The 17,251-nt window shown below is 60.8% G+C and carries 17 protein-coding genes; 10 read left to right on the top strand and 7 right to left on the bottom strand.

Annotated features, from left to right (window positions below):
* Window positions 1-70: 70 nt before the first annotated feature.
* Both C8D77_RS22585 and C8D77_RS22580 read left to right on the top strand, forming a co-directional pair.
* Window positions 71-1,990, top strand: a complete 1,920-nt coding sequence (locus C8D77_RS22585; protein ID WP_109668062.1) for a potassium transporter Kup — start codon at window positions 71-73, stop codon at window positions 1,988-1,990.
* 41 nt (window positions 1,991-2,031) lie between these two features.
* The gene (locus C8D77_RS22580; protein WP_109668060.1) at window positions 2,032-3,072 is read left to right on the top strand and encodes an SDR family oxidoreductase; all 1,041 of its coding nucleotides are present in this window, start codon (window positions 2,032-2,034) and stop codon (window positions 3,070-3,072) included.
* Between the two features lie 44 nt (window positions 3,073-3,116).
* On the opposite strand, the gene C8D77_RS22575 is transcribed toward C8D77_RS22580, so the two are convergent.
* Complete coding sequence (locus C8D77_RS22575; protein ID WP_109668058.1) at window positions 3,117-4,010, bottom strand: SDR family oxidoreductase; 894 nt, start codon at window positions 4,008-4,010, stop codon at window positions 3,117-3,119.
* Between the two features lie 136 nt (window positions 4,011-4,146).
* Between C8D77_RS22575 and C8D77_RS22570 the strand changes: the two genes are divergently transcribed.
* From C8D77_RS22570 to C8D77_RS22560, 3 genes are read left to right on the top strand one after another with little or no spacing between them, the layout of a single operon-like run.
* Complete coding sequence (locus C8D77_RS22570) at window positions 4,147-4,557, top strand: winged helix-turn-helix transcriptional regulator (RefSeq protein ID WP_109668055.1); 411 nt, start codon at window positions 4,147-4,149, stop codon at window positions 4,555-4,557.
* 50 nt (window positions 4,558-4,607) lie between these two features.
* A complete protein-coding gene (locus C8D77_RS22565; RefSeq protein WP_109668053.1) occupies window positions 4,608-5,894 on the top strand; it encodes an FAD-dependent oxidoreductase in 1,287 nt (428 codons plus the stop codon).
* A 25-nt stretch (window positions 5,895-5,919) separates the two neighbouring features.
* The gene (locus C8D77_RS22560; RefSeq protein ID WP_170136799.1) at window positions 5,920-8,742 is read left to right on the top strand and encodes a CHAT domain-containing protein; all 2,823 of its coding nucleotides are present in this window, start codon (window positions 5,920-5,922) and stop codon (window positions 8,740-8,742) included.
* Between the two features lie 37 nt (window positions 8,743-8,779).
* On the opposite strand, the gene C8D77_RS22555 is transcribed toward C8D77_RS22560, so the two are convergent.
* Complete coding sequence (locus tag C8D77_RS22555) at window positions 8,780-9,505, bottom strand: glutathione S-transferase family protein (RefSeq protein WP_170136798.1); 726 nt, start codon at window positions 9,503-9,505, stop codon at window positions 8,780-8,782.
* A 95-nt stretch (window positions 9,506-9,600) separates the two neighbouring features.
* Between C8D77_RS22555 and C8D77_RS22550 the strand changes: the two genes are divergently transcribed.
* The 3 genes from C8D77_RS22550 (at window position 9,601) to ilvC (ending at window position 11,903) form a co-directional block, all read left to right on the top strand.
* Window positions 9,601-10,059, top strand: a complete 459-nt coding sequence (locus C8D77_RS22550) for a MarR family winged helix-turn-helix transcriptional regulator (protein WP_109668047.1) — start codon at window positions 9,601-9,603, stop codon at window positions 10,057-10,059.
* Window positions 10,060-10,204: 145 nt separating this feature from the next.
* Window positions 10,205-10,858 carry a TetR/AcrR family transcriptional regulator gene (locus tag C8D77_RS22545; RefSeq protein WP_109668462.1) on the top strand — a complete coding sequence of 218 codons (654 nt, stop codon included), beginning with the start codon at window positions 10,205-10,207 and terminating at the stop codon, window positions 10,856-10,858.
* A gap of 25 nt (window positions 10,859-10,883) precedes the next feature.
* On the top strand, window positions 10,884-11,903 hold the full coding sequence (gene ilvC / locus C8D77_RS22540; RefSeq protein WP_109668459.1) for a ketol-acid reductoisomerase: 1,020 nt from the start codon (window positions 10,884-10,886) through the stop codon (window positions 11,901-11,903).
* A gap of 92 nt (window positions 11,904-11,995) precedes the next feature.
* Here the strand turns inward: ilvC and C8D77_RS22535 are convergent, their stop codons facing one another.
* The gene (locus C8D77_RS22535; protein WP_109668044.1) at window positions 11,996-12,562 is read right to left on the bottom strand and encodes a BA14K family protein; all 567 of its coding nucleotides are present in this window, start codon (window positions 12,560-12,562) and stop codon (window positions 11,996-11,998) included.
* Window positions 12,563-12,751: 189 nt separating this feature from the next.
* Here C8D77_RS22535 and C8D77_RS22530 point away from each other — a divergent pair, with 189 nt between their 5' ends.
* Window positions 12,752-13,855, top strand: coding sequence for an endonuclease/exonuclease/phosphatase family protein (locus tag C8D77_RS22530; RefSeq protein WP_109668042.1), 1,104 nt, complete (start codon window positions 12,752-12,754; stop codon window positions 13,853-13,855).
* 5 nt (window positions 13,856-13,860) lie between these two features.
* Complete coding sequence (locus tag C8D77_RS22525) at window positions 13,861-14,586, top strand: hypothetical protein (protein WP_109668040.1); 726 nt, start codon at window positions 13,861-13,863, stop codon at window positions 14,584-14,586.
* 70 nt (window positions 14,587-14,656) lie between these two features.
* Here the strand turns inward: C8D77_RS22525 and C8D77_RS22520 are convergent, their stop codons facing one another.
* Genes C8D77_RS22520 through C8D77_RS38390 form a run of 4 tightly spaced genes read right to left on the bottom strand, consistent with a single transcriptional unit; the run spans window position 14,657 to window position 17,091 of the window.
* On the bottom strand, window positions 14,657-14,899 hold the full coding sequence (locus C8D77_RS22520) for a hypothetical protein (protein ID WP_109668038.1): 243 nt from the start codon (window positions 14,897-14,899) through the stop codon (window positions 14,657-14,659).
* Between the two features lie 51 nt (window positions 14,900-14,950).
* Window positions 14,951-15,313 carry a hypothetical protein gene (locus C8D77_RS22515; protein ID WP_109668036.1) on the bottom strand — a complete coding sequence of 121 codons (363 nt, stop codon included), beginning with the start codon at window positions 15,311-15,313 and terminating at the stop codon, window positions 14,951-14,953.
* Window positions 15,313-15,705, bottom strand: a complete 393-nt coding sequence (locus C8D77_RS22510) for a hypothetical protein (RefSeq protein ID WP_109668034.1) — start codon at window positions 15,703-15,705, stop codon at window positions 15,313-15,315. Before C8D77_RS22510 ends, C8D77_RS22515 begins: the two co-directional genes overlap by 1 nt.
* 9 nt (window positions 15,706-15,714) lie before the next feature.
* Window positions 15,715-17,091, bottom strand: coding sequence for a hypothetical protein (locus C8D77_RS38390; RefSeq protein WP_109668032.1), 1,377 nt, complete (start codon window positions 17,089-17,091; stop codon window positions 15,715-15,717).
* Between the last annotated feature and the right edge of the window lie 160 nt (window positions 17,092-17,251).

The raw sequence follows: 17,251 nt of genomic DNA, 5'->3' as shown, positions 1-17,251 counted from the left end.
ATTACGCGACGGCACTTGATATTGCATTGCAGCAAGCGTAGAGCACCGCGCGCTTATCGGAGTGTCGCCCATGGCCCTTACCAATGCTGGTAGTGAGGCAGAACCCGTCGAACAATCGAGCCATCCAGAAGTCGAACAGCACAGCACCAAGGTTCTGATGCTGGGCGCGCTCGGTGTGGTCTACGGCGATATCGGCACCAGCCCGATCTACGCCTTCCGTGAGGCATTGCACGCCTCGTCCGGCGGCAATGTCGCCGACCGTGGCGACATCCTTGGCGTGCTGTCGCTGATTATCTGGTCGCTCACGATTACGGTCACAGTAAAATATATCATGTTCGTGCTGCGCGCCGACAATCGCGGCGAGGGCGGCGTGCTGTCGCTGATGGCCCTGGCGCGCGGCAGCTTCCCGACGCGCTCGGCGATCATTCTCGCTATCGGCATCGTCGGTGCCTCGCTGTTTTTCGGCGATGCCGTCATCACGCCGGCTATCTCGGTCCTTTCGGCGGTCGAGGGCATGAATGTCGTCACGCCTGCTTTCCAGCCCTATGTGGTGCCGCTGACATTGGTTATTCTTGCCATGGTGTTCGCGGTGCAGCGGTTCGGCACGGGTGGTGTCGGCTTGGTGTTCGGCCCGGTAACCGCCGTGTGGTTCCTCGCCATTGGCCTTTCAGGCCTCAATCACATCATCGCCGATCCGGAAATCCTGTGGGCAATCAGTCCCCACTATATCGTCGCCTTCCTGATCAATTCGCCCGACGTTGCCTTCGTCACCGTCGGCGCCGTCTTCCTCGCCGTCACCGGCGCCGAGGCGCTCTATGCCGATCTCGGCCATTTCGGCCGCAAGCCGATCGTGCTCGCCTGGCTGGCGATCGTGTTTCCCTGCCTGCTGCTCAACTATGCCGGGCAGGGCGCCTTCGTGCTGGCCAATGGCGGGGTCGTCGGCCATCCATTCTTCGAGATGAATGGGGGTTGGACGCTGATCCCAATGGTCGTGCTGGCGACCGCCGCGACGGTCATCGCCAGCCAGGCGGTGATATCAGGCGCCTTTTCGCTGACCAGGCAGGCGGTGCAGCTCAACATGCTGCCGCGCCTGGAAATACTCCACACGTCGGAGAAACAGTCCGGCCAAATCTACATGCCGCGCGTCAATCTCCTGCTGGCGCTGGTGGTGATGATGCTGGTCGTCGGCTTCGGCGAATCCAGCAGGCTGGCCTCCGCCTATGGCATCTCGGTGACCGGCAACATGCTGGTGACGACGACCCTGCTCTTCGTCATCATGATGCGTATCTGGAAATGGAACCTCTGGCCGGCAGTCGCCCTGACGTCGTTGTTTGCCTTCATCGATATCGGCTTCTTTGCCTCCAACATCGTCAAGGTGTTCGAGGGCGGTTGGGCCTCGCTGGCGGTGGCCTTCGCGGTCATCATGGCCATGTGGACCTGGGTGCGCGGCAGCCGCTATCTGTTCGACAAGACCCGCCGCAACGAGATCCCGCTCGATTTCCTCGCCGGCAATCTGTTGAAGAAAAAGCCGCAGCTGGTGTCCGGCACCGCCGTGTTCCTGACCAGCGATCCGCTCAGCGCGCCAACCGCGCTGATGCACAGCCTGAAGCACTACAAGGTGCTGCATGAGCAGAACGTCATCCTTTCGGTGGTGACGGCGCCGCAGCCGGTGGTGCCCGACAGCGACCGGGTCAAGATGGAGACGGTCAACGAGCTGTTCATGCGGGTGACGCTGACCTTCGGCTACATGGAGCAGCCCAACATCCCGCGCGCGCTGGCGATCTGCCGCAAGCAGGGTTGGAAGTTCGACATCATGACGACTTCGTTCTTCCTGTCGCGTCGTTCGCTTAAGGCCTCGCCCAATTCCGGCATGCCGCTGTGGCAGGATCGGTTGTTCATCGGCCTGGCGCGTACGGCGGCCGATGCGACGGAGTATTTCCAGATCCCGACCGGACGCGTGGTGGAGATCGGAACGCAGGTGGCGATCTGACGGGCTCGAACGCGTAGACTTCAACAGTTGCGGAGGCGGGCATGAGCGGCGAATTGGTGCTTGTCACCGGCGGATCGGGCTTCCTCGGTGCTCACTGCATTGCCGAACTGCTGAACGCCGGGTATCGCGTGCGCACGACAGTGCGCTCCGCCAAGCGTGAAGCCGATGTTCTGGCCATGCTCAAGGCTGGTGGCACTGAACCGGGCGACAGGCTCTCCTTTGCAATCGCCGATCTCATGAGCGACGCGGGCTGGCCACAAGCCGTTGCTGGCTGCGACTACGTCCTGCATGTGGCCTCGCCATTCCCGCCCGGGGTGCCGAAGCATGAAGACGAGCTGATCATTCCGGCTCGTGAGGGCGCGTTACGGGTGCTGCGGGCCGCACGAGACGCCCATGTCAAACGCGTCGTGCTGACCTCATCCTTCGCGGCGATCGGTTACGGCAAGATGCCGCCCGGAGGCCAGCCGTTCACCGAGGAGAGCTGGACCGATCCTACGGCCAAGGTCAGTGCCTATGTGAAGTCGAAGACCTTGGCCGAACGCGCTGCCTGGGATTTCGTGGCCACCGAGGGTGGCAAGCTGGAGCTGGCCGTCGTCAATCCGGTCGGTATCTTCGGGCCGGTCCTCGGGGCCGACCATTCCACCTCCACCGAATTTGTCCAACGTATGATGAACGGCGCCATGCCCGGGCTGCCACGCCTGTCCTTCGGCGTCGTCGACGCACGCGACGTGGCGGAGCTGCATGTGCGTGCCATGACCAATCCCGCCGCCAAGGGCGAGCGGTTCCTGGCCATCGCCGGCGATTTCATGACGGTGCGGGAGATCGCCCAGACTTTGAAAACGCGATTGGGCGATGCGGCGGCGCGCATCTCGACCAGGCAGCTTCCCGATTGGCTGGTACGGATCGTGGGCCTGTTCAACGGGGAAGCCGCACAGCTCGCGCCGGAACTGGGTAAAGTCAAGAATGCCACCAACGCCAAGGCGGTGCGCATGCTCGGCTGGTCGCCGCGATCGCGCGAAGACGCTCTGGCTGCGACCGGCGAAAGCCTGATCCGGCTCGGGCTGCTCAAGACATCGCAATAACGGTGCCGAAAGCCAGGTATTTCGGCTTCCGGCACCGCGGGCCGTCAACCAACCAGGGCGGCCTTGTTCGCCTCGAGGAACTGCTTCAACGTCTTTGGCGTCCTGCCGGAAAGCGTCTCGATCGCGTCGGTCACCATGGCGATGCGGCCGGAGCGCGTGTTGACGTCGAAGGAGACGACGACATCAGCGAAATCCTCTGGCACGCCTGCCGCCTTTACACCTTCGGTAAGGGCCTCATCCGGAACCTGAATAACTTCCAGCGGCTTGCCGGTAACCTCGCTTACCAGGGCCGCGATCTCTGCCGTGGTGTAGGCATTCGGACCGGTCAAGGTGTAGGTCCTGCTCTCGGTCGAGCCGGAAGCAAGGCCGGCGGCGATCGCTGCTGCCATGTCATCGCGTGCGCCATGCGCAATGCGGCCGTCGCCGGCGGACGTGTACCAGTGTCCCGAGGCGATCGCGTGCGGCAGGGCCATGAACAGGTTCTCCTGGTACCAGCCGTTGCGGAAGATCGTGTAGGGGATGCCGCTCGCCTTGATCGCCTGCTCGGTGCTGAAGTGATCATTGGCAAACAGCACCGGCGATACCGGTTCTGGATTGGGCATCGAGGTGTAGAGTAGGTGCGAAACGCCGGCGTTTTTGGCTGCGGCGACTGCATTCTCGTGCTGCTTCAGGCGCCTGCCGCTTTTTAGATCGAGATCGCCGGTCGAAATGATCAGCACCTTGTCGGCGCCCTTGAATGCGGTTTCCAGCGAGGCCACGTCGTTGAAATCGGCGGCCCTGACAACGACGCCGCGCGCGGCCAAATCGGCTACGCTTTCCGGATTGCGGGTTGTGGCGATGATGCTTGCAGGTGGAACTTTGTGCGTGTCCAGGAGATAGCGGATGACGCCGCGGCCGAGCTGGCCGGAGGCGCCGGTGACGAGAAGGGTTTCGGTCATGGAAGGGTCCTGACATTGCGCCGCTAGGGCGGTTCGAGTGTCGGTCTCAAAAAGAGACCAGCACTAAAATAGGAATTGACCCGGTGCCGTAAAGAAGGCAGTTTTTCGGGAGGTAGGCACAGGCAGGGAACCAGCCATGGACGGCAAGATCATCAATCTGAAATCGAAGATGGAGATCTACAAGGCGATCTCAGGCGGCGGCAATATTGCCAATTGTCCGGTTCGTGATGTCATCCAGGGCGTTAGCGGCAAATGGAGATCGCTGCTGATGATGGCCTTGGCTGAAAAACCATATCGCTTCGGCGAGTTGAGGCGCCTTGTGCCCGACATTTCGCAGCGCATGCTGACCCAGACGCTGTACGATCTTCAGCGCGACGGCTATGTGCATCGCGAAGTGTTCCCGACCAAACCACCGAGCGTCGAATACAGCCTGACCGATCTCGGGCGCTCCATGTTCGGCGCCTTTCATCAATTGATTCTGTGGGCCGAACTCAACCATGATGCGGTACGCGCAGCGCGCGCCGATTTTGACGCCGCTCAGGCGTGAGCCGGAAAAAGCCCGGAGCCGCAACTTGATTTCGTCCGGCCGCTGAAGGATTGTCCCGGCCATTCGGCTTTGGGGGCATCGGCATTTCCTACGACATCGCAATTGCCGGCGCCGGGCCGGCGGGACTGGCCATGGCGCTCTATCTCAAGCGTGCCGGGCATCGGGTCACTGTCTTCGAGCGCTTCGACGAGCCGAAGCCGGTCGGCTCCGGGCTGATCCTGCAGCCGACCGGGCTGACGGTGCTGGCCGATCTTGGTCTGCTCGACGACATACTGGCGCTGGGCAGCCGCATCGACCGCCTGCACGGCGCCGATGCCAGCACCGGCCGTACCGTGCTCGATGTCCGCTATGACGCGCAACATGGCGGTCGTTTTGGCCTCGCGGTGCACCGGGCGGCCTTGTTCGGCGTGCTTTTCCGCGCTGCGCAACGCGAGGCGATCGCCATCGAGACCGGGGTTGAAGTCGAGGCGCTGGAGACCGGCGAACGGACGACGCTGATCTGTGGCAACGGACGAAGGGCGGGGCCGTTCGACCTAGTCGTCGACGCCAGCGGTTCGCGCTCGAAACTGCGACGCAGTGTAAGCGCTCCATGCGAGCCGAGGCCATTGACCTATGGTGCGTTCTGGGCTTCGCTCGGCTGGCGCGGCGAAGGTTTTGACGAGCACGCCCTGCTGCAACGCTATGACAAGGCGAGCGTGATGATCGGTGTGCTGCCGATCGGCCGGCCGGAGCCGGGCGCTGAAAAGATGGCGGCATTCTTCTGGAGCCTGAAGCCGTCGGATGCAGAAGAGGTGCGCGCCCGGGGTCTGGACGCCTGGAAGGAGAGGGTGGTCCGCCTGTGGCCGCAAAGCCAGGCGTACACCAGCCAGATCGACAGTTTCGACCAGCTCTCGCTGGCGCGCTATGGCCACCACACGATGAAGCGGCCGGTTGGGCGGCGGCTGGCCATCATCGGCGACGCGGCGCACTCGACCAGCCCGCAGCTCGGGCAAGGGGCCAACATGGCGCTGCTCGACGCGGCGGCGCTCGGCCACGCGCTGGCGCGGACGCTAAACGTCGAGGCAGCACTGGACGCCTATGCGAGGGCACGGCGCTGGCATGTCCGCATCTTCCAGGCGCTGTCGCTGGCATTCACGCCGTTCTACCAGTCGGATTCGGTGGCGCTGCCCTTCATCCGCGACAGGCTGGTGGCGACGGTGGCAAAAATCCCGCCGGCGCCGCAGTTCCTTGCCTCGATGGTGGCGGGAACCGTGATCGATCCGTTCAAGCGGATTGGACTTGAGGAAACGCGGTGGAATTTCGGACAAAATCCGGGTCATGATACGACCGCATCCTAGAGTTTTTCGCCTCAGACCGATCCGCATGAACACTGTCATCGCCATAGCCCGAAAATCGCGAGACCTGATGCGCGTCGTTGCGTCTGTCCTGGCGATGTTGGTCGTGGTGTTGCCCTTGCCGCAGGCGCAAGCCCAGACGCCGGGCCAGGCCAGTCAGCAGGCTCCAGCAGATAGCGAAGCGGCGCTGAAGGCCCGGATCGATGCGGCCTACAAGCTGATGATGGAGGCGGGGCGCTTTGATGAAGGTTATGCGCAGTTGCGGGCAGCATTGCTCAATGCGGCCAGAAGCGACCTCTACGAATTTACGGTCGAGAGCTACTCGAACGCCGGTGCGACGTTCCTCAACAACCAGATTCTCGACAACGCCGAGGAGATTTTTGCCGAAGGCCTGAAAACCAGGGCGATGCAGCAGGATGTCGCCAAGCGCGCCGATTTCTATCTCAACTACGCGATGCTGAAGCAGGCCGAGAAAGACTACCAGGGCTTCGTTTCGATGTGCGCTACGGCAACCAATCTCTACGCCCACTACCATGGCACGGAATCCCAGGAACTCATGTATGCCAACGATGTGCTGGCGACAGGGATCGCCGCATTCGGTCAAATCGCTGCGGCGATCAATGTTGACCAGCGCAATCTGGAGATTGCGGAGCGGGTGCTTGGTCAGGATGATCGCTTCACCTGGAAACTGCAGAACAATCTGGCCGATATGCTGCGCCAGATGGGCGCGCCAACCCGCGCCTTGCAGTATGATCTGAACGTGATTGAGAAGCGCATCGGCTACTACGGGCCAAATCATTTCAATGTTCTGGTCAGCGCCAACAACACGGCTCAGGACTATCTCGACCTCGCCAAGTACGACGAGGCCTTGCGCTATTTCCAGCAGGACCGGGACATTGCCGGCGTTCTCAAGCAGGAAGGCAATCTGGTCGAGCAGGCCGATGCGTGGCTGCTCTACACCAGGGCGCTCTCGGGTGCACAGCCGCTCGACGCGCCGACGCTCGCACGCTTGCTGCCGCTGACCAACGACGCGAGTTATCCCGAGATATTGGCAATCAAGATCGCCAACCTGCTCGCCGCGCATTTCGCCGCCATGGGCGATACCGAAAACAGCATGAACCAACTCGATCGGGCCCATAGCATCGCCGGATCGACATACGGCTCGGTGCACCCGCTGACCTTTGCCGCGCGGCAGGCTATGGCCAACCTCAAAGCGAAGTCGAATCCCGAGGCCGCAGCCGCCGATTTTGCGGCTCTCAACGACGACATGTTGCGTTGGAATTGGTTCCAGGTGAGCACGGCCGCCAACCCGGTCGTCGCTGAAGCCAGCCGGGCCTTGGCCGATGACATGCTCTACGACTATGCGCGGCTGGCAAAAAACAACGCATCGGCAGTGCCGGCATTCGCTGAAGCGGCGCGCCGCTGGCCGACGCTCGAAAACGACAAACGGGATCAGTTGCGCAGACTGTCGCGTTTGATCGATCCGAACGACATGGAGACGCGGCACTTGATCCAGGCCGGGATACGGCTGTCCCTGGCCTACCAGGAGGCTGCTTCCAGTGGCGACAGTGCCGACGATCCAGGTGCCGTGCAGCCCGACCAGGCTCAGGCGGCGTACGAAAAGGCGATCACGAGAGTCACGACCAGATACAGTTTCGGACAGAGCGCTGTGGACAAGCCGCTGCCATCCGCCGGCACGCTGCTAAAGCCCAACGAGGCGCTCGTCGATTACTTCATCACCCGCAAGTGGCGGGCGGACCGCGAGAGCGCCGATCCGCTGGAAGATGAGCGGCTCTATGCGATCGTCACGCGCAAGGATCAGCTGCCACGCCTCTATGATCTCGGCGATCCGCGCCGACTGATCCCGGCTGCTCATGAAACGCGCATGGCGAACCTCAGATCGACCCGTTCCGCGCAGGAGCGTGGCGCTGTGACTTTGGTCGATCTGAACGCTACGTTCACCGGGCTCTATGCCGGTCTCATCGCACCTCTGGAGACGTCGCTTCGTGGCGCCGACACGCTTTTCGTGGTGCCGGACGGCAAATTGTTTTCGGTGCCGTTTCCCTTGCTGCAGGACAGCAAGGGCGCGTCGCTTGATGACCGCTTTCTCGTGCGTATGCTGACGCGGCCGGAATCCTTGTTGAACGCCGGCGTCGATCAGAGTTTTCCCAAGACCGGCAAAGCCTTGCTCGCCGGTGGTCTGGATTATACGCGCGGATCGGAAAAGGGCGCCGAGCCGCTGCCGGGTACCCGCAAGGAGGTCGACGCGATTGCCTCGATCCTGAGCGGCGATCGATACTCGGTCGAGATGCTTACCGGAACGGCGGCCAGCGAGCAGGCGCTGCGCAAGGACATGGAGCAGGCGACGGTTGCGCATCTGGCCACGCACGGTGCCTATCGCGACGAGAAAGAGGGCGGCGTTGGCGCCGTCAACGCGCTGTGGCAGAGCGAGGTGGTGCTGTCGCGGTCCGGAGACCGGCAATCGATGAAGCGCGACGATGATGACGGCCGCCTGTACGGCATGGAATTGATGACCTGGGATCTGTCAGGCCTCGATCTCATTGTCCTGTCCGCTTGCGAGACGGCCCGTGGCCAGGAGACATTCGTCGGTGGTTTGCGCGGCCTGCCGACAGCGATCAACATTGCCGGTGCGAATCGATCGCTGCTGACGCTATGGCCGGTGGATGATGCGGGAACCGCCGCCTTTATGGTCAGCTTCTACGACCATCTGGCCGCCGGGCAGACCTATCCGGAAGCGCTGCGCCAGGCCCGTCGCGATGCCCGCGACGGCAAGATATCTGGCGCGCAGGACCCGCGGGTCTGGGCCGCCTTCGTCCTGTTCGAGAACTGACGGCTGCGAGCAAACAACTTGCTCGTGGTCGATCCGTTCAGGCGGATAGGGCTTGTACAAGCGGTTTGACGGGATCGCTTCGGCCAATGAGGCTCGAAAGGTATGATCCCTTCGCTCGCAGGAAGGCATGCAGGCCTTGCGGATAGTCAGGCGCCACGGCGTGCTTGATCGACGGGCGTTCACTCAACGCCTTGCGCCAGGCCCGGACGAGCGGTTTGCCGTCCAGGATGCCGAAATCACCCATCCGGTCGAAGGCGTTCAGATAGCGGAAGACCGGACCGTAAACGGCGTCGACCAGCGAAAAGTGCTCGCCGGCGAACCAGGGTCCGCCAGTCTCGTCAGCCAGTTCGGCTTCGAGACGATCGAACTTGGCAGACAGAGCGCTGGATTCGGCCAGGAAGCCGGCCTCGGCCGACGCTGAATAGAACCGGCCGATGGCGTTGAGGGTAGCCGAGCCGAACTCGATCCAGGCACGATGCCGGGCGCGGGCATAGGGGTCGGCAGGGTGGAGGGGGTTGGCCTGCGTCTCTTCGAGGAATTCGAGGATGACGGCCGATTCGAAGATCACCGTTTCCTCGCCATTTCGCTGCACGCGCAGCAGCGGCACCTTGCCGAGCGGCGAGATCGCCTTGAACCAGTCCGGCTTGTTGGCGAGGTCGATGTCGACGCGCTCGAACGGCACGCCCTTTTCGGCCAGTGAAATCGCGGCGCGCTGCACATAGGGGCACAGATGATGGCTGACGAGAATGAGCTTGTGTTTCACAGGGTTTTCCAAAGTTAATGCAATTGCATCTATGTAGATGCATGCGCATCGATCGTCAAGCTTGATGCATCTGCATCTATCGCCTATGTTGGACCATGACCAAGAAAGCCACGCCTTCGCCCGGAGCCATCAAGGCCTGGGCCCGCCTGATGCGGGTTTCGCGCCAGCTGATGGAAAGCGCTGAAGAGGCGTTGAAGGCCGCCGGCCTGTCGCCGCTTGCCTGGTACGATGTGCTGCACGAGCTTGCCGAGGCGGGCGAGGGCGGGCTGCGGCCGTTCCAGCTGATCGAGCGCACCCTGTTTGCGCAATATAGCATTTCGCGCCTGCTGGCCCGGCTCGAGGCCGATGGGCTTGTCGAAAAATTGCCAGTAGCCGATGACGGCCGTGGCCAGACCATCCGCATCACGGCCAACGGGCGAGAGACACGCCGCAAGATGTGGGCTGTCTATGGGCGGTCGATCGCCGACCTGGTTGGCGCCAAACTGTCGGCGGATGAGTTGACCATGGTCTCGGCACTGCTTGGACGGTTGCGCCATCCGCCAGCCAGCGATTGAGCGCGGCTTGTAGCGCGGCCATCCACTTGCAGATATTTTGCGCTTGTCCTCTTGCGCGCGGCCTCGGATTGCGCAATATGCCGAACCGTAACGTACGGTACGGCTTGCCGGAATGACCGGTGGCCCTGCCTTTCGAGAGAAGAGCGTGTTGCACAGCGTGCCCGAGATCGACACCAGCGAAGCGCTGACGGAGCGGCAGAAGGCCGTGCTCGACGCGGCGTTGCGGCTGCTGGTCGAGGAGGGCGATCAACTGACCATGACCGCCGTGGCGCGCCGCGCCAGCTGTTCCAAGGAAACGCTCTACAAATGGTTCGGCGATCGCGACGGGCTGCTGACGGCGACGGTGCAATGGCAGGCTTCGAAAGTGCGGGTGGCGCAGGTCGACGGCAAGGGGCTCGATCTTGCCTCGCTGTCCGCAAGCCTCGAACGCTTCGCTTCGGACTGGCTCCAGGTGATCTCCAGCGACACCTCGATCGCGCTCAACCGGGTGGCGATCAGTCATGCCGGTTCCGGCAAGGACAACCTTGGCGCCGTCGTGCTGGAGAATGGCCGCTTTGCGCTGGCCAAACGGCTGAAGCCGGTGCTTGAGGCAGGCCGTCAGGCCGGGCTGCTCGACTTTGCGGATGCCGAGACGGCGTTCCGCACCTTTTTCGGGCTGGTCGCCCGCGACGTGCAGATCCGTCTGCTGCTCGGCGACCGGCTGGAATTGACTGAAGCGACAATCGGCGGCGATGCCGCCCGGGCGACGCAACAGTTTCTCGCTCTTCATGGAGCAAAAACCGGGCCGCAAGGCCTCTGATCTTCAAAACGGGAAGGAAGAAAAAATGCGTGTCTACTACGATCGTGATGCTGATCTCAATCTGATCAAGGGCAAGAAGGTCGCCATCATCGGCTACGGCAGCCAGGGCAGGGCGCATGCGCTCAACCTCAAGGATTCCGGTGCCAAGGAGATCGCCATCGGCCTCAAGGCTGGTTCCGCGACCGCCAAGAAGGTCGAAGCCGATGGGCTCAAGGTGATGAGCGTGGCGGACGCCGCCAAATGGGCCGACCTGATGATGATGGCAACGCCCGACGAATTGCAGGCCGACATCTACAAAAACGAGATCGCCCCGAACATCCGCGACGGTGCGGCGATCGCCTTCGCGCACGGCCTCAACGTGCATTTCGGCCTGATTGAGCCGAAGTCGACGGTCGACGTCGTCATGATCGCGCCGAAGGGCCCCGGTCACACGGTGCGCGGCGAATACCAGAAGGGCGGCGGCGTGCCGTGCCTCGTCGCCGTCAACCAGGACGCTTCGGGCAATGCGCTCGACCTGGCACTGTCCTACGCCTGCGGCGTCGGCGGCGGCCGTTCGGGCATCATCGAGACCAATTTCCGCGAGGAGTGCGAGACCGACCTGTTCGGCGAGCAGGTAGTGCTGTGCGGCGGTCTGGTCGAACTGATCCGTGCCGGCTTCGAGACGCTGGTGGAAGCCGGCTATGCGTCTGAGATGGCCTATTTCGAGTGCCTGCACGAGGTCAAGCTGATCGTCGACCTGATCTATGAAGGCGGCATCGCCAACATGAACTACTCGATCTCGAACACCGCCGAATGGGGCGAATATGTCTCGGGCCCACGCATCATCACCGCCGAGACCAAGGCCGAGATGAAGCGCGTGCTGAAGGACATCCAGACCGGCAAGTTCACCTCGGAATGGATGCAGGAGTACCGCGCCGGCATGTCCCGCTTCAAGGGCATCCGCCGCAACAATGACAGCCACCAGATCGAGGAAGTCGGCGCCAAGCTGCGCGCGATGATGCCGTGGATTTCCAAGAACAAGCTGGTCGACAAGGCCAAAAACTGAGCGAAAGTCCATACGTCGAAAACGGCAGCTTCGAAGAACAAAAAACGGCGCCATATGGCGCCGTTTTTCATTTCTGGCTACAGGCTAGCTCATCAATAGGGCGAGTAGCACTGCTGGCGCGGGCCGTTGTAGGGCTGGAACGTGTTGTCGTAGGCCCGGTAGGACCGGTAGCGGTTGTAGCACCATTGGACATGGGCGCTCGAAAGCCGGCCGGCACGGTAGTAGCGGCGCGGCGGCGGTGCATCGTAGTAGTTGTAGTTGTTGTACATGCTGCCGATGCCAAGCCCTAGCCCAAGGCCCAGGAGTGCGGCCGCTCCATCATCGTGGTAACGGCCGCCGCGATAGTGGTGACGGCGCCAACGCCAATTGTCTCCGCGATCCCAGTTGCCGCCGCCGTTCCAGTTGCCTCCACCGTTCCAGTGTCTGCGGCCTCCGTTCCAGTTGCCCGACCGGCGCCATCTCCAATCGTTGTTGAACTGCCGGTCATTGCCGCCCGCCCAGCTATCGCGCACTGGCGTGACCGTCGGCGCCGCCGTACTGGTGGGGATCGACATGTTAGGCTGCAGGATCGGTCCGGCGGCGGATGGTGCCGTGACGCCAGAGAGGATACCCAGGGCTATCAACCCAGATTTGACCGTGGAAGAAAAGAGCGAATTCATTGCACTCTCCAAGAGTTACAGGCCCCACGCCCACCCGAGGAATGGGGCAACAATGGATGTTTGCATCTGAACGGCGGATGAACGGAAAGGTTCCGTCAACCATGGCGCGAAAGCCCCGAGGGCCAATCGATCTCCGCTGGTGGTCCTGCGAGCTTGTTTTCTCCAGCACTTGCGGGCAAATGTCATGGCATGTCGCTGCGCCTTGCCACCTTCAATGTCGAGAACCTGATGAACAGGTTCGATTATTCCGGCTATCGCAACCAGCTCAACGAGGATCGCACGCTGGCGCTGTTCGATATCCAGAGCGAAGCCGAATACAAGATGCTGGAGCAGGCCCGCGCCATTGCCCAGTCCGACGACACGCGCCAGCTGACGGCGCTGGCGATCGCGGCCACACGCGCCGACATCATCTGTATGCAGGAGGTCGACAATATCGAGGCGCTGAAGGCCTTCGAATATGGCTACCTGTTCAAGATGGTGGGGCAGGGCTACCGGCAGAAATACACCACATCGGGCAATGATTCGCGCGGCATCGACGTTGCCGTGATGATGCGCAACGAAACCGCGCAGGGCCAGCCGATCGAATTCGTGCGCATGACCAGCCACGCCTATGTCACCTATGAACAGTTTGGACTGCACACGCCGGAGCTTGCGGCACTCGGCAACCAGGCCAATGAACGCATCTTTCGGCGCGACTGCCTGGAAGTCGACGTCACCGTGGGCGGCGTGCCGCTGACGCTTTACCTCGTGCATTTCAAGTCGATGGGCTCGCCGCGCAACGGGCGCGAGGCGACGATGCCGGTGCGCATCGCGGAGGCGCAAGCCGTGCGACGGATCATCGAGGAGCGTTTTGGCAAGGACCATGCCGCCGACAAGCGGTGGGCGATCTGCGGCGACATGAATGATTACCGCCAGCGCGTGAAGATCGCCGGCGACGCAATCGACGGCTATCGCTTCGAGGTGGTCGACGAGGCCGTGTCCTGTATCAATGTGCTGACAGAAGGCGGCTTCTGCGAAAATGTCGTCGAGCGGCGCCCCGAGATGAACCGCTGGAGTTTGTACCACACGCGCGGACCGGAAGAGCGGCATCTGTGCCAGCTCGACTACATTTTGCTGTCGAAGGGGCTTGCCGCCAGCAACGCGACGGCCGTTCCCGACATCATCCGCAACGGCCAGCCCTGGCGCACCATTTTTCCGCCGGGGCAGGAAGTGGAGCGCTTTCCGCGAGCCGGCTGGGACCGCCCGAAGGCGTCGGACCATTGCCCGGTGGCCATCACCCTGGATATGACCTGAGCGACATGAGTTTCGACCTGCCGCGCAATGTCATCCTGCCGGTCGACGCCGTCGACGTCCGGCTCGATCCCGACCCGCACCCCTTCGCCTTGGATAATGCAGAGGCGATCGCCGAGAACTGGCAGCGCGAGATCGCGGCCAATCCGGCGCTATTCGACGGCACAGTGGTGCTGCTGTCGCAACTCGCCTACCGCGACAACCGTCTCGTTGGCCGCTGTCATGCGGTCACCTATTCGACTTTCATGCTATGGCGAAAACGGCGCGAGAATTCGGGCGCCGAGCACGCCTATGCGCATGCAGTGCTGGTGGCTGGCGACAATGCACTGGTGGCGATCCGTATGGGCCTGCAGACAGTCAATGCCGGCCGCGTCTATTTCGCCGCCGGCTCGTTCGAGCCGGTTGATTTTCGCGACGGGCAGGTCGACGTCGATTTCAACATGATCCGTGAGGTGCGCGAGGAAACCGGCCTCGACCTGTCAGGTGCCGAACGCGGCAAGCACTGGCACGCCCTGTCGACCAACAGCGGCACGGTGATCTTCCGCCGCTATCACGAGACAGCGCCCGCTGACGAGATCGCCCGGCGCATCTCGGCCTTCGTCGCCACCGAGGCCGAGCCGGAGATCGAGGGACCGGTGATCATCCGTCATGCCGCCGACCTGCCGGTCGGGCTGTCACCGCATATGAAGCCGCTGATCGAGTGGCATTTTTCGGGCGAGGACTCTTTGGTTTGACGCAATTCCCAAGGGAAAGCGCTATGCGCTTTTCCCGGGAAAACCGCTTCACACTTTTCCTGGAATTGCTCTAACCGCGCGTCTTGTTCTGCGCATCCTTGCGATCGTTGCGGGCGGCGACGAGGAACAGGATAAAGCCGATGCCCAGCAAGCCGCCCATCGCCATTCCCATGGTCTGGCCGACGACTGCCTGAAAATCGGCTGTGACGCGATCTGGATTGGCCATGCCGTAGCGGGCGAGATACCACCAGATGCCTGCAAGGAAGGCCTCGATGATGACCATCGCCAGGATCAGTCGCGCCTTCTTGCTCATCCCGCATTTCTCCACCCAAGACAAATATCTGCCGTCGGCCACGGATCGCGTTCAGCCATTCTTCTTAGGCTGGATGAGCCACGTGTCGCCGACACCGCTCTGATATCCGTAGTGCCGCTCGTAGAACGATTTTAAGGCACCTTCATATTGCGAGAGGATCAGAATAGCGTCACCGTACTGCGGCAACGCATCGCTATCTAAAAGATCGAGATATTTGTGGTCGGGAGCGCCTTCCAGAAAATTCACGGCATCCGCTAGAACGCGATTTATGAGCTTCACCTTGCTAGCGCTGAGTGTCCCCTCCGGCTTCTTTTTTCCGAGGTCTTTCAGTTCCTTGAAAAGCTCCGTGAAGACGCCGATCACGGCCTCGTACTGTCGGACTTTCGCCTCGGTAGTATAGTACTTGTTTGACATCACTTTTTCTCTTGTATCTTTTTCGGTGGCGCTGTTCGGACCGTCACGCTCGATCCTTCGATCCGATAGATCCAAACCCCGCTTGGTTCACGTTTTATGTTGTCAGCCCGTTTGCGCTCAAGCTCTTCGATGTACTGCCCGAGGATAAAGGCGACATCACTTGTGGTCGGAACATCGTCCGCATCGAACTGGTCGAAATCCGCCAAGGGTCTGTGTGTCGACTCCAAAATATCGTTCGCTTCCGCAAGGACGGCATTGACGAATTTCAACTTAAACTTGTTCAAGCCATCATTGGGAGACTTCTTCACAAGTGTTGTGATCTCCTTGTGAAGGCCATCCATCTGTCCGGAGATCTTTTCCAGCTTTTCTATTTGCTCAAACGTCAAAGCCATTTTTCAATCCTAACTTGGGCAATCTCGCCTAAATTCAATATATTTCTTTTTAATCACGTCGATGGGTAGTCGCTGTTTGCTTTCGAACAGTTCCACCATCTGTTCGACATCGGCGTCAGTGAGCGTGATGATACTCCTGCGCTGACCAGACCAGAGATCGATTGTTCGTTGCTTTCGGGCTGCGGTCAGTGGATTGCGCGTAACCAATACACCGAATTTGCCCAAGCTGTCGGTCATGTAACCGTTGAGCTGGTTCACATGATCGCGGCTGACTTCCCGAACGTTCTTAAGCTCGAAGACCAATTGTTTTGAAGCATAGTCGTCGAATAGACCTTTGAGAAAGGGATCGGACTGGGAGTTGTAAAAGATGAGGTCGCGTACGAGCGAACCGCTGTCCGTTCGGCTCTGGACTGCGGCGAAATCAAGCTGGGGATAGAGTAGCGAGGGAAATAGCTCTCCAATCATTTTCTCGTATTCGCGGTCGGCGTTATCATTTTTGCCTGAAGGCAATTTCTTAATCGCGGCCAGCTTGCGGCGAGCGGAAATAACCGGAATCTGGGCAAAGAGCGGATCGCTTTTGCAATCTTCGAACGTCCGCTCCTTCTCCCTGATGTAGGCATCGACCACGTTGTAATTCGCACGGTTGAAATTCAGGACATCCACGCGATCAAGTTTGTCTGCCTCGTGCGAGATGTCATCCTGTGGACAATGTCCTTGGAAGTAGTCGTCGTAAGAAATCCAAGGCCCGAAGCGAAGCCAGCGCTTAGGCACTAGAATGAGCGGAGCGTGCGTATCCGGATGAAAAGGGAGTTGGACACCGCCTTCCGGTTTGAACTCGTTTTTGCGGTAGTCGTAGACATGAGGGAGAGTGTGGTCCTTCAGGGGAATCCCATGCCGACGACACTGCTCGATGGTGTAGTCGACGAGAAATGACTTTGTGAAGCTGCAGGTGATATCGCTGATTCTATCTTTCGAAATACCGTCGATGAAAAACTGGATCTCCTCGAAGTGGCGGAATCCAGCGCTACCGTATTGTGGGATAGTTTTGAACAGCGAGAGAATTTCGTGCGCCTTCGTCTCTCCCAGGCGCTTGCCCTTTCTCGTGGCCGAAGCGCCGAGACCAACCTCGTCACACTCGGATGCGGCAACCAATGTTCTAACGGCCTTCTTTTGATCTCCCTGAAGAAAGACCTGACCTAGCTGATTGAAGGCGTTGATAACGGCGGTGTGAAGCGCTTGATCCTGTTGTGACGGAGAGGCCCAAAGGAGGAACGGATCGACGTAAAGCGGAATGTCCTCGTTGAAAAAAGGGATGGCAAAATCCAGCTGTGCTTGCGGCGTGGAAATTCCGAAATAGTCCGTCAGGCGGGGGTTTATGAGCACCATCGCGCTAGCGGTCAAATCCCGTGTGGACTATGCGCAGCGTGCGTTCAGCCACATGCATGTATTGTTCCTCGAATAGAGACACCTTGCCCAGAGCTATTCTAGGGAAAGTATGAAACGGTTTTACATCCAGAATAGCGTCAAAACAAAGTTCTGCGTGTCC

Origin of the sequence: Mesorhizobium loti (assembly GCF_003148495.1) — a bacterium.
GTDB lineage: Bacteria > Pseudomonadota > Alphaproteobacteria > Rhizobiales > Rhizobiaceae > Mesorhizobium > Mesorhizobium loti.
This window is presented reverse-complemented; position numbering and strand designations above follow the sequence as displayed.

Coding starts and splice junctions, on each gene's coding strand:
- C8D77_RS22515 (WP_109668036.1), bottom strand. CDS start 15,313: ATGTCAAACAAGTACTATACTACCGAGGCGAAAGTCCGACAGTACGAG.
- C8D77_RS22535 (WP_109668044.1), bottom strand. CDS start 12,562: ATGAATTCGCTCTTTTCTTCCACGGTCAAATCTGGGTTGATAGCCCTG.
- C8D77_RS22530 (WP_109668042.1), top strand. CDS start 12,752: ATGTCGCTGCGCCTTGCCACCTTCAATGTCGAGAACCTGATGAACAGG.
- C8D77_RS22520 (WP_109668038.1), bottom strand. CDS start 14,899: ATGAGCAAGAAGGCGCGACTGATCCTGGCGATGGTCATCATCGAGGCC.
- ilvC (WP_109668459.1), top strand. CDS start 10,884: ATGCGTGTCTACTACGATCGTGATGCTGATCTCAATCTGATCAAGGGC.
- C8D77_RS22560 (WP_170136799.1), top strand. CDS start 5,920: ATGAACACTGTCATCGCCATAGCCCGAAAATCGCGAGACCTGATGCGC.
- C8D77_RS22525 (WP_109668040.1), top strand. CDS start 13,861: ATGAGTTTCGACCTGCCGCGCAATGTCATCCTGCCGGTCGACGCCGTC.
- C8D77_RS22570 (WP_109668055.1), top strand. CDS start 4,147: ATGGACGGCAAGATCATCAATCTGAAATCGAAGATGGAGATCTACAAG.
- C8D77_RS22580 (WP_109668060.1), top strand. CDS start 2,032: ATGAGCGGCGAATTGGTGCTTGTCACCGGCGGATCGGGCTTCCTCGGT.
- C8D77_RS22575 (WP_109668058.1), bottom strand. CDS start 4,010: ATGACCGAAACCCTTCTCGTCACCGGCGCCTCCGGCCAGCTCGGCCGC.
- C8D77_RS38390 (WP_109668032.1), bottom strand. CDS start 17,091: ATGGTGCTCATAAACCCCCGCCTGACGGACTATTTCGGAATTTCCACG.
- C8D77_RS22550 (WP_109668047.1), top strand. CDS start 9,601: ATGACCAAGAAAGCCACGCCTTCGCCCGGAGCCATCAAGGCCTGGGCC.
- C8D77_RS22510 (WP_109668034.1), bottom strand. CDS start 15,705: ATGGCTTTGACGTTTGAGCAAATAGAAAAGCTGGAAAAGATCTCCGGA.
- C8D77_RS22585 (WP_109668062.1), top strand. CDS start 71: ATGGCCCTTACCAATGCTGGTAGTGAGGCAGAACCCGTCGAACAATCG.